This window comes from Dyella sp. M7H15-1 (assembly GCF_004114615.1).
Classification (GTDB): domain Bacteria; phylum Pseudomonadota; class Gammaproteobacteria; order Xanthomonadales; family Rhodanobacteraceae; genus Dyella_B.
On record NZ_CP035300.1, the window covers coordinates 1,724,490 to 1,736,987 of the forward strand.

Annotated in this window: 6 protein-coding genes and 1 tRNA gene; 2 read left to right on the forward strand and 5 right to left on the reverse strand. The window is 61.0% G+C overall.

Going from position 1 to position 12,498, the window contains the following annotated elements:
- Positions 1–172: 172 nt before the first annotated feature.
- Together EO087_RS08110 and pbpC are read left to right on the forward strand one after the other, a co-directional pair.
- Positions 173–5,161 (forward strand): alpha-2-macroglobulin, encoded by a 4,989-nt coding sequence (locus EO087_RS08110; RefSeq protein ID WP_128898428.1) that lies wholly within the window; start codon positions 173–175, stop codon positions 5,159–5,161.
- A 359-nt stretch (positions 5,162–5,520) separates the two neighbouring features.
- A complete protein-coding gene (gene pbpC / locus EO087_RS08115; RefSeq protein WP_343133210.1) occupies positions 5,521–7,806 on the forward strand; it encodes a penicillin-binding protein 1C in 2,286 nt (761 codons plus the stop codon).
- 39 nt (positions 7,807–7,845) lie between these two features.
- Here pbpC and EO087_RS08120 read toward each other — a convergent pair.
- The 5 genes from EO087_RS08120 to pheS all read right to left on the reverse strand — a co-directional run bounded on the left by EO087_RS08120 (position 7,846) and on the right by pheS (position 12,288).
- Positions 7,846–7,922: transfer RNA gene (locus EO087_RS08120), tRNA-Pro, on the reverse strand.
- Positions 7,923–7,996: 74 nt separating this feature from the next.
- Complete coding sequence (locus tag EO087_RS08125) at positions 7,997–8,353, reverse strand: MerR family transcriptional regulator (protein WP_115493718.1); 357 nt, start codon at positions 8,351–8,353, stop codon at positions 7,997–7,999.
- Positions 8,334–8,636: an integration host factor subunit alpha gene (ihfA, locus tag EO087_RS08130; protein ID WP_126674889.1), complete on the reverse strand. Its 303-nt coding sequence runs from the start codon at positions 8,634–8,636 to the stop codon at positions 8,334–8,336. Before ihfA ends, EO087_RS08125 begins: the two co-directional genes overlap by 20 nt.
- Position 8,637: 1 nt before the next feature.
- Entirely contained in the window at positions 8,638–11,094 is a 2,457-nt protein-coding gene (gene pheT, locus EO087_RS08135; protein ID WP_128898430.1) for a phenylalanine--tRNA ligase subunit beta, read from the reverse strand.
- Positions 11,095–11,277: 183 nt separating this feature from the next.
- The gene (gene pheS / locus EO087_RS08140) at positions 11,278–12,288 is read right to left on the reverse strand and encodes a phenylalanine--tRNA ligase subunit alpha (protein WP_128898431.1); all 1,011 of its coding nucleotides are present in this window, start codon (positions 12,286–12,288) and stop codon (positions 11,278–11,280) included.
- Between the last annotated feature and the right edge of the window lie 210 nt (positions 12,289–12,498).

A 12,498-nucleotide genomic window follows, 5' to 3' on the forward strand; every position in this document is an offset into this window, starting at 1 on the left:
GAATTTAAGATGATGGGGTGACACCTGGAAGGCCCACAGGGTGTGCCGCGCGGCTTGGCAAGACGGCCAGTCTTCCCTGCGCCACGCAACACACCCTGCGAGCCTTCCAGGTGTCATGACGACGGCGATACTTATTCAGCGTTGCCTTAACATCAAAATATGGGAGAGTTCTATGACACGCTGGTCATGGGGTCGCCGCATCCGCGGCGGATGGTTGGGGTTGGGCATTTTAGGGATGATCAGCCTGCTGGGCGCCTGTCATCACGATCAAGGAAACAAACCCGCATTACAGGGGGAGCCTGCGGCAAGCAGCTCGGCACGTGCCTCGGCGAATCAGCCTTTTGCGCTGCTATCGGCCAGCTCCCAGACCACCGATTCACGTACCGCGATCACCCTGCACTTCAGTGCGGCGCTGGCCTCGGCCCAGCCATTCGACCAGCAGATCGCCGTGGCCGGCCCCCATGGTGAAGTGGTGAACGGAAGCTGGAGCCTGCAGGAAGGGGACAGCAAGACCCTTAACTTCCCGTTTGTATCGCCAAACCAGCATTATTCCGTGGTGTTGCATGCCGGGTTGATGGCAACCGATGGGCGCACGCTAGGGCGCGAGATCAAACGCGATGTCTATTCCGGCAACCTGCAGCCAGCGCTCGGATTCGCCTCGACCGGCAGCGTGCTGCCGGCACGTGGTTCGCGCGGCCTACCGGTGGTGTCGGTGAATGTGCAGGATGCGGATATCGAATTCTTCCGCATCCACGATGACGCGCTATCCAACCTGTTCTGCGCGTATCCCCATAACAAGCACCGCGACAACTATGAGCTGCAGCACGAGCCCAACACCTGGGACCGCTGCGAACACAGTGACCGCGCCAAGCTCGCGATGACGGACATGGGCGATTCCGTCTACGCCAACCATTACACACTGGGTGGCGCGCAGAACGAACGCACCGTTACCTATATTCCTATCCAGGATGCGCCACAGCTTGCCCAGCCGGGCGTCTATATGGCGGTCATCAAGCAGGGGGGCACCTTTACAGGTGGCTATGACACAGCCGTGTTTTTCGTCAGCGACTTGGGCTTGCATCTGCGTGTCTACCGTGACAACGCGCTGCTGCACGTTGCGTCGTTGCACGATGGGTCGCCGATCAGCAACGTCGCGATTGAAATCGATGGCGCCGACGGCCTTGCCAAGCTCAAGGCTACGACCGACGGCGATGGCAATGCCTTGATCGCCTACAAAGTGAATCCCGCCGATGTGCTGATCGCCCGGCACGGCAAGGATGTGTCGGTACTGCCGTTCAACAAACCGGCGCTGGATGTTTCCAATTTCGACATCACCGGCCGTGTCGAAGCACCGTTCGAAGTGTTCGCCTGGTCCGGGCGCGATCTGTATCGCCCCGGCGAAACCCTGCACGCATCCGCCCTGCTGCGTGACTACGACGGCAAGCCGATGAAATCGCAGGCGCTGTTCGTGCGCCTGAAGCAGCCAGACGGGCGCAGCCTGGTCGACACGCGATTGGAGCCGAAGGATCTCAACTACTTCGAGTTGAGCCAGGTGATTGCGGACGATGCACCAACCGGCCTGTGGCAGCTCGAATTCCGCCTTGACCCGGCCAGCAAGCAGGCCGTGCAGGCCTTCCCCTTCCACGTCGAAGAGTTCCTGCCCGAGCGCCTGAAAGTGGATTTGTCCAGCCCGCAGGCACGGCTTGCGCCGAACGAGCCGTTGAAACTGGCCGTTAGCTCCAGTTATCTCTACGGCGCCCCCGCCGACGGCAACCGCTTTACCGCCAAGCTGCTGGTGAAGCCGGAAGTGCATCCGCTATCGAATCTACCGGATACCTTCTTCGGCAATCCGCTGACAGAGGTATCGAAAGAGGCGAAGGATGTCGTGGATGCCAAGCTCGATGCGCAAGGTCATCTCAAGGACGATATTAGCCTGCCCGATGACGTGAAACCGGTCGCACCCTTCACGGTGACCTTGTCAGGCAGCGTGTATGAAAGCGGTGGCCGCGCTGTTACGCGGTTGTTGAATCGGGTCTATTGGCCTGCCTCCGAACTGGTGGGTGTGCGCCCACTGTTTGATCCCATCCAGGGCGCGGAAAGTGAAGGTCATGCTTCGTTCGAAATCCTGCGCGCCAATGTGGATGGCAAGCTGGTCGCCGGTTCGCACCTGAAAGTACGCCTGCAACGCGAGATTCGCGATTTCTACTGGTTGTACGAACATGGCGACGACTGGAAGTCGAACGCCAACGTGCAATTGCAGCAGATCGATGAAAAGGACATCGACGTCGCCGCGGGTCAACGCGTGCAGGTCGACTTCCCGGTGGAATGGGGCGGTTATCGCCTGGAAGTCTATGATCCTGACACCAAGCTCACCGCGGTTTATCCCTTCTTTGCTGGCTATAGCTGGGACGACGAGAACCTCGGCAAGGAAGCACGCCCAGACAAGGTGAAGCTGGCGCTGGACAAGGCGCGCTATCGTGCTGGCGATACCATGCAGGTAACCGTCACGCCACCGCACAATGGCCCTGGCGTGTTGCTCGTCGAATCCGACCATTTGCTATACACGCAAAATATCCAAGCCACGGCTGGCGCCACCTTCTCGATCCCGGTCACCAAGGATTGGGAGCGGCACGATGTGTACGTCGTCGCGCTGGTGTTCCGCGGCGGTGATGCCACCGAGCACACCACTCCGGCACGCGCCATGGGCATCGAACATGTGACGATGGATCGCAACGACCGGCGCATTCTGCTGAAGCTCAGTGCACCCAGCATGATGCGTCCAGGCAATCCGCTCGACGTGACGGTGCAGGCCGATGGGCTTTCGGGCCAGCACGCCTATGTCACGCTGTCTGCCGTCGATCAGGGTGTGCTGAACATCACCAACTATTCGGTACCCGACGCTTGGGCATGGATGTTCGCCAAGCGTGCGCTGGGCGTGGATGCCTACGACCTCTACAGCCGCGTGATCGAAGCGATGGATGGCGCTGAAGCCAAGCTCCGCTACGGCGGCGACATGAGCGGCAAGGGCCTGCCGCATGCCGCGCGCCTGAATCCGCGCGTGCAGATCGTCGACCTGTTTGCCGGCCCAATCGCCTTTGATGCACAAGGCAAGGCAACACTGCATGTGCAGGTACCAGACTTCAACGGCAGCCTGCGACTGGCAGCGCTGGCGTATACCAACGAGCGCTTCGGCAATGCCGATGGCAACGTCACCGTACGCGCCCCGCTGGTAGTCGAACCCAGCACACCACGCGTGATGGCAGCGGATGACAAGGCGCAGATCAGCATCGATCTGAAGAACCTGTCCGGCAAGGACGGCATTGCCAAGATCAGCGTGAAAGGTGGCGACCTGATCAAGATCGATAACGCCACGCGCGACGTGCCACTGAAAGACGGCGGCAGCACCACCCTGCTGATGCCGGTCACCGCAGGCGGCGGCGCGGGTGTGGCCACCCTCGACATTCATGCGCAGCTCAACGACTACCAGGTGGATCGCCACTTCGAGTTTGCCGTGCGTCCCGCGTGGCCGGAACAGGTGACCACCGTGCCGATGGTGATCGAGAACGGCAAACCCGCGCATCTGGACGGCTCGCTGACCGGTCTGATTCCTTCCACGGTACGCACCCTGCTCACCCTCAGCACATTGCCTCCGCTGCCCTACAGCTCGGCCCTGCGCGATCTGCTCCGTTATCCCTACGGCTGTATCGAGCAGACGACGAGCAAAGGTTACGCCGCACTGTATATGGATCAGAAAACCGCCAAGGCGCTGGGCAGCGAAGGCTTGAGCGATCACGCACGGCAAGCGGCGGTAGAAGGTGCGCTGGCGCGCATCGCCTCGTTCCAGGCCAGCAACGGGCACTTCAGTTTCTGGGGCGGCACCAGCCCGATCGAAACGTTCATGACGCCCTACGTGGTCGATTTCATGCTCGACGCGCGTGATGCCGGCTTCGCCGTGCCGCAGGACGTACTGCAAAAATCTCTGCAGCGCCTCAGCGATGATCTGCTCGCCGGCGGCCACCCCTACTTCGATTACGAGTACCACGATCACCTGCGTATCGCCGACGAAGCGTACTCCGGCTTTGTGCTGGCAAGGGTCAATCGCGCGCCGCTAGGCACGCTGCGTGCGATCTTCGACAACGACCGGCAGAAGCTGGTAGGTCCGCTGCCACTGGTACACCTGGGTATCGCACTCAAGCTGATGGGCGACAACGAGCGCGCGCAAAAGGCCATCGATGAAGCCTTCGCCTGGACCAAGGAACGCCCCTGGTATGTGGGGGACTATGGCTCGGAACTACGCGACCTGGCAACCATGGTGGCGCTCACGCATACCTACAGCATGAGCAAACCCGAGTACGATGCGAAGCTGATCAACTGGGCGCGCAATGCAACAGCCAACGTCCGCTCCACCCAGGAAAAGATCCCGTACTACCACTGGTCGTGGTCCTACCTGAGCACCCAGGAACAGGTCGCCATCGCTCGCGTGGCGCATGCCTTCGATGCGGCAAACAATGCGCCACTCTCCGCTTCGTTGGTGATCGGCGGCAAGACTGAGCAGGTTCCTGCGGATAAATTCTTGTGGACACGCCATCTCACGCCAGCCGAACTTGCCGGCGGGGTCAGTGTGCAACCGGATAGCAAGGCCACGGTCTTTGCCAGCTTCGATATCGCCGGCATTCCCACCAAGGCGCCCGCCGCCGATGCCAGCCAGGTCGATGTACGCCGCGCGTACTTCACCACCGACGGCAAGCCGTGGACAGGCGATACGTTGAAGGAAGGCGACACACTGATCGTCGAACTGACCATCGAGGCTCGGATGAATATGCCTGATGCGCTGGTTACCGACCTGTTGCCAGGTGGTTTGGAAGTGGAGAACCTCAACCTCGCTGGCGCGCAGCAGTGGTCTGGCGTGGTGATCGACGGTATCCATCTTGATCAGCACACGAGTGCGGCCAATATCGTGCATGAGGAATATCGTGACGATCGCTACGATGCCGCACTGCACCTGGAAAAGGGTAATGCAGCGCATGTGTTCTATCTGGTGCGTGCCGTGACGCCGGGTACGTACACGGTGCCGCCGCCGCTGGTGGAAGATATGTATCGGCCGGCGGTGCGTGGCATCGGGGCGATACCGTTGACGCAATTGAAAGTGGTTGAGCCTTAAGCACGATGTGTCCCTCCCCCTGCCCGGCAGCTGTCTCTTGATCACATCTTTTAGTTTGCTATTTGCTGCGAATAACCGGCAAAACGAGACAGACCAGTCCCCTCTCCCCTCCGGGGAGAGGGCTAGGGTGAGGGGCCAGGCTTGAGCGAAACTCCATGGCTACACGAAAGCTCCGCTCTTTAAAAGGTCAAGATGAATTCTCGCTTTCGCGAAAACTCTTTACACCAGCGAAGCTGATCAACAACGGCCGTGAGAGTTACACCCTTCTTGCGTGTTTCACTATGAGCCATCCAAAAGCCCCCCAAACACGCATCGCCCGGTGCTTTCGTTGGCTGTTGCCGACTGTCATATCGATCGCTTTGACGGCACTCATTCTCGATCGGCTCTTCCCACTGCACCTCCCCGCCCCCGACACTGGCAGCACTGTCGTCCTCGCCCGCGACGGCACGCCACTGCGTGCCTTTGCCGATAGCGACGGCGTCTGGCGTTATCCGACCACCGCGCAAAAAGTCTCACCGCTCTACCTGCAAGCCCTGCTCACCTACGAAGATCGCTGGTTCTACCGTCACCCGGGTGTCAATCCTTACGCGTTGTTGCGTGGCGCGGCCGGCGCCCTACGTCATGGCCGTATCGTTTCCGGCGGTTCGACGCTGACCATGCAGGTTGCACGCATCATCGAGCCGATCCCGCATACCTTCATGGGCAAAATCATGCAGATTTTCCGGGCGCTTCAACTTGAAATACATCTGAGCAAAGCACAGATCCTTGGCCTGTATCTGGATCACGCGCCATTCGGGGGACCTATTCAGGGCGTGGAAGCGGCATCGTGGGCCTATCTTGGCAAACCCGCGAGCAAACTCTCGCATGCCGAAGCCGCCCTGCTCGCCGTGCTGCCGCAATCACCCAGCATGTTGCGTCCGGATCGTCATCCCGATGCAGCTTGGCACGCACGCGACAAAGTGCTCAAGCGCATGCGCGACGAAGGTGTGTGGACCGACGCGCAGATTCGCGACGCACACATCGAGCCGGTAGTAGCCCGTTCGCTACGCGCACCCTTGTCCGCGGCGTTGCTCGCGGAACGTTTGCACCGGCAGCAGCCGCAGGCCAGGCGCATCGTGACGACCATCGATGCGAACTTGCAACGTGCCGTGGAGGATCGCGTCAGCGACTATCTTTCGCGCCTGCCGCAGCGCACCTCCGCAGCCGTGCTGGTGGTCGACAATGCCACGCTCGAAACGCGTGTCTATGTCGGTACCGCCGAGTTTGCCGATCCACTGCGGCTTGGTCATGTCGACATGGTGCGTGCACCACGCTCGCCGGGCTCGACGCTCAAGCCGTTCCTGTATGGGCTGGCGCTGGACGATGGATTGATCACCTCGCAAAGCCTGCTGGTCGATGCGCCGCAAGATTTCAACGGCTACAAGCCTGGCAATTTCGACGAAAGCTTCAGTGGACCGGTGAGCGTGGCCGAAGCCTTGCAGCGTTCGCTCAATGTGCCGGCGGTGGATGTGCTCGATCATGTCGGCCCTCATCGCTTCGTGGCGCGCCTGGCCAATGGAGGTATCGATCTAGGCTTGCCACAGGGTGCGCCGCCGAACCTTTCCATCATCCTCGGCGGTGCATCGACACGACTGGAAAACCTGGTAGGCGCGTACACGGCTTTCGCCAACGGTGGCATCGCCGGTACGCCACGTTATGTGCCGGAACAATCCAAACAACAGCGCCATCTGCTTTCGCCCGGCGCCGCGTGGATCATTCGCGACATTCTTTCTACCAATCCTGCCGACGTCGAAGGCGCACCGCTAGATGGCACCGTCAACCGCCACGCCACCGTAGCGTGGAAGACTGGCACCAGTTACGGCTATCGCGATGCCTGGGCGATTGGCGTGACCGATAGCTGGACGGTTGGCGTGTGGATTGGACGCCCGGATGGCACGCCATCGCCGGGACAATACGGCGCGGTGACCTCACTGCCACTGATGTTTGCCGTGGTCGACATGCTGCCGAATGACCGCACTGCCTTTCATGCACCGCAGCCGCCGAACGTACAGCGCGTGGATATCTGCTGGCCGCTGGGTGGTGCCGCGACAACGACGTCGCCCGCATTGTGTCGCCAGCGACGCACGACTTGGTCACTGGATGGCGCCATTCCACCGACCTTTGCCGAGCGCGACATCACGGCGTGGTCGGCAGGCTTGATCACGCTACGCATCAATGCAAAAGGACAACGCCTCAGTGCAAGCTGCCACGGGAAAGACGAACACAACGTGCAGATTGCACGCTGGCCAGCCTTGGCCACACCGTGGCTGAGCACTGATGATGCCGCGCGCTCTAGGTTGCCGCCGCTTGCACCGGGCTGCGCACCGGATTCGCTTGACGTTGCCAACCCAATTCGCATCGCCGGACTTACGCAAGGGGCGCGCTTGCGGCAGGCGCCCAACAGCGCGCAGCCGCTGCGGGTGACGCTGCAGGCGCTGGGAGCAACGGGGGAAGTACAGTGGCTACTGGATGGACGCTTACAGGGCAGCAGCGTGGGTAGTGCAACGATACGGCTTGCGCTGCCGCAGGCGGGAGACCATCAAATTACGGCGCTGACGCGGGATGGAGCGTTTGCGCAGTTGGCGGTATCGGTCGATAAATCCTAGCATGTCCACCGCATGAACCCTTTGATCTCCTTTGCGAATTGGTCGGGGCGGCGGGATTCGAACCCACGACCCTTTGCCCCCCAGGCAAATGCGCTACCAGGCTGCGCTACGCCCCGACTGATCCAGCAAAGAAAAAAATTGTAGCAGTTCCGGTATGGTCACCGGAAGGCCGGACTTATTCAGCGTTGCCTCAACGCCGTAGCAAGGCCAGCACTTCTTCCAGCTCCATGCGCACTTGGCGCACGATCTGGTGCGACATGCTTGCCTCCATCCGTGCCTGCGGGCCTTCCAACCGGGCGCGAGCGCCGGTGATGGTGAAGCCTTCGTCGTAGAGCAACGAACGAATCTGACGGATCATCAATACGTCGTGGCGCTGATAGTACCGGCGGTTGCCGCGGCGCTTGACCGGATTGAGCGCAGGAAATTCTTGCTCCCAGTAGCGCAGCACATGTGGCTTCACCCCGCACAACTCGCTGACTTCACCGATGGTGAAGTAGCGCTTGGCAGGGATGGCGGGCAGTTCGGTGTTATTCCCCTGATCCAGCATAGCCCTCGACTCTCACCTTGAGTTTCTGTCCTGGTCGGAACGTCACCACCCGACGGGCGGAGATCGGAATCTCTTCGCCCGTCTTGGGGTTGCGACCCGGCCGCTGGTTTTTCTTGCGCAAGTCGAAATTGCCGAATCCTGACAACTTCACCTGTTCACCACGTTCCAACGCTTCGCGAACCACCTCGAAATAGGCGTCCACGAACTCTTTGGCTTCCCGTTTGTTAAGGCCCACCTCGAGGAAGAGGCGCTCGGCCATCTCCGCCTTTGTCAGCGCCGCCATCTTACCCTCGCAATTTCGCCTCGCATGCAGCCCCCAACGCCGACACCACATTTCGTACGCAGTTGTCCGCGTCGTCGTCAGTAAGGGTGCGTGAAGCGTCCTGCAAAATCAAGCCCATAGCGAGACTCTTTCGGCCTGCTTCGACCCCTTTGCCGCTATAGCGATCGAACAGGCGCAACCCTACCAGGGCACCACCTAAGCTACCTCGTACGGCGTGTTCAACCTGTGACCAGCTCACCTGCTCGGGCACGTCGACGGCGATGTCACGGCGGACTACGGGGAAACGGGGCACCGGCTGGGCCTTGGGCAGACGGCGGCCAAGCAGCGGCTCAAGGGCCAATTCCAGCACATGAACGTCCGGCCCCAGGTCCAGGGTCTTGGCCAGTTGCGGATGCACGGCGCCAAGATAGCCAACCGTCTGGCCGTCGCGCGCCACGCGCGCGCCACGCCCCGGGTGCAGCCAGCCGGGCAGGCCATCGGCATGCACCGACCAGCACTGCGGCTCGCCGCCCCATGCGATCAGTGCGTCCAGATCACCCTTGAGATCGAAAAAATCCAGTGGTCGGGCTGCCTCGCCCCATTGCTCGGCCCGGGCGTTGCCGCAAGCAACGATGGCTAGGCTCGGGGTTTCCTCGGGTGGGTCGCCCGCCGCAAATACGCGACCCAACTCGAACAGGCGCACGCGCTCCTGCTGGCGTGCGCGGTTGTGCGACAGCGCCTCGATCAAACCAGGCAGCAGCGACGGACGCATGACCGCCAAGTCGGCAGAAAGTGGATTGGCCAGCGGCACCAGCCCTTCACCCATGCCCCACTTCTCCAGCAAGGCGTGGCTGACAAAGGCCAGATTGATCGCCTCGTAGTAGCCGCGCGCCGCCATTTGCTCGCGCACGGCCAGCTCATTGAGACGTGCCTCCGGCTCGATGGCCAGCGCTAGCTCGCCCGCCGGGATATGCGTGGGGATGCGGTCGTAGCCGTAGATACGGGCCACTTCTTCGACCAGGTCTTCTTCCCGTTCGATATCGAAGCGACTGGTGGGCGCAGTAATACGCCAGCCTTCGGCAATGGTTTCCACCTGCATGCCGAGGGCAGTGAAGATGCGTGCGACTTCGGCATCGGCCACCTCCATGCCGAGCACGCGCTTGAGGCGCGTGCGGCGCAGTGCGACCGCGGCCGGCTTTAGCAGGTCGGACGGATTTTCGGCCACCAGCACCGGGCCGGCCTTGCCGCCGGAAATCGTCAGCAGCAATTGGGTAGCGCGCTCCAGCGCGCGGCGCGGCAGTTCTGGATCCACACCACGCTCGAAGCGGTGCGATGCGTCGGTGTGCATGCCTAGCTTGCGCGCGCGGCCCATGATGGCTGCCGGAGCAAAGTGCGCCGACTCCAGGAAGATGTTGTGCGTGGCGTCGGTGACACGCGAGTCGTAGCCGCCCATCACACCTGCGACCGCAAGCGCCTTGCTCTCGTCGGCGATCAGCAAAAATTGATTGTCTCTGCCAACACCAATCAGTGCGTGCTTGTCATATTCATCGCCATAGCTATCGCCGCTGTTCTGCAAGAAGCTCGTGTCGAACTTGACCGTCGTGACGTCAAGCAGTTTCAACGTTTCTCCGGCGCGCGCATGACGCACCACGATGTCGCCCTCCAGCGTGTCGTTGTCGAACGCATGCAGCGGCTGACCCAGTTCCAGCATGACGTAGTTGGTGACATCTACCACAGCGCTGATCGAACGCAAACCAGCGCGACGTAGGCGTTCGGCTAACCACAAAGGCGTACGTGCAGCGGGATCGATACCTTCGATAACGCGGCCGAGGTAACGTGGTGCATCGACGCCCGCTTCGAGGCGTATGCCACGGCGCGCACTGCCGGTGACTGCGACATCGGCTTGCGCAGGTACTTTCACGTGACTACCAAACAACGCGCCTACATCGTGTGCAAGGCCGACCAACCCGAGGCAGTCTGGGCGATTCGGCGTGAGCTTCAGTTCGATGCTTGCATCGGGCAAACCCAGAAAATCGGCCAGCGGTTTGCCGACCGGCGCATCGGAGGGCAGCTCCAACAAGCCGGACGCATCGTTGTCGATGCCCAGCTCCTTGGCCGAACACAGCATGCCAAACGAGTCGACGCCGCGCAGCTTGGCTGCCTTGATGGCGATACCACCAGGCAAATTCGCACCGACCGTGGCCAACGGAACCTTGATGCCGACGCGTGCGTTCGGTGCACCGCAAACGATCTGCAGCGGCTCGCCGGCGCCAGCGTTGACCTCGCATACCTGCAGGCGGTCAGCTTCCGGATGCTTTTCGGCGCCGATAATTTCGGCCACCACCACACCGTCCAAGCCTTCACCCAGCGACGTGAGCTCTTCCACTTCCAGCCCGGCCATGGTCAGCGCATGTGCAAGCGAAGCACGGTCCGCCTCGATCTCGACCAGCTCGCGCAACCAGTTTTCGGAGAATTTCATGGCTGCACCTGCGGGACTCGGGACTTGGGACTCGGGACTCGGGCGAAGAGCTCCCACCTGGAATGTTTCATGCTCGTGGCTCCAAATAGCTTCAAGGAACCCATCGCTCCGAACTGGCCACGCGGCGGCGCACTTGGCGCTCTACCGGGTCCCAAGTCCCGAGTCCCGAGTCCCGCCAACACATCAAGCAAACTGCTTCAAAAAGCGCAAATCGTTCTCGAAGAACGCACGCAGGTCGGAGACGCCGTAGCGCAGCATGGCGAAACGCTCTACACCCAGGCCGAAGGCAAAGCCGGTGTAACGCTCCGGATCGATGCCGCAATGCTTCAGCACGTTCGGATGCACCATGCCGCAGCCAAGCACTTCCAACCAACGCGTACTGCCGTCTTCGCCGCCTTTATCAGGATCGGTCCAACAGATGTCCACTTCGGCACTAGGTTCTGTGAAGGGGAAGTAGCTGGGGCGGAAACGCATCTCGAAATCGCGCTCGAAGAACGCACGAATGAATTCGGCCAGCGTGCCTTTCAGGTCGGCGAAGCTGGAGGTTTCGTCCACCAGCAGACCTTCGATCTGATGGAACATCGGTGAGTGCGTCTGATCCGAATCGCTGCGGTATACCTTGCCGGGCGCGATGACGCGGATTGGCGGCTGGCGCCCTTTCATCGAACGGATCTGCACCGGCGAGGTATGCGTGCGCAGCAAGCGCCCATCGCCGAAGTAGAACGTGTCATGCATGGCGCGCGCCGGATGGTGCGGCGGAAAATTCAGCGCTTCGAAGTTATGCCAGTCGTCTTCGATTTCCGGACCGTCGGCACGCTGGTAGCCGAGGCGCGCAAAGATCGCGGCAATGCGCTCAAGTGCGCGAGTGATGGGATGAATGCCGCCACGTTCGCCGTCGCGGCCCGGCATGCTGATGTCGAGTTTTTCGGAAGCAATGCGATGATCGATCTCCGCCTGTTCCAACGTTTGCTTGCGCGCAGAGAGTGCGTCGTTGAGGCGCTCTTTCAGGCAATTCACTTCAGCGCCGCGTGTCTTGCGTTCTTCCGGCGAGAGCGTGCCGAGTGCTTTCAGCGCAGCAGTAACGATGCCGCTTTTGCCGAGCAAGCTCACGCGCAACGCGTCGAGCGCGTCGAGCGTGTCGGTTTTGTCGATGTCGGCCAGCGCCTGGGTAGCGCGGGTGTCGAGGTCTTCCATTGTTTTTCCCCGGGAATCGGAAATCGTCAATCGTCAATCGTCAATCGTCAATCGTCAATCGGACGAGCAAAAGCTGGTGCGCTTTTACGATTCACGATTCACGATTCACGATTCACGATTCACGATTCACGATTCACGATTCACGATTCACGATTCACGATTCACGCCAAAAACAAAAACAAAAACGGGGAGAAGGCTTAAGGCCTTCTC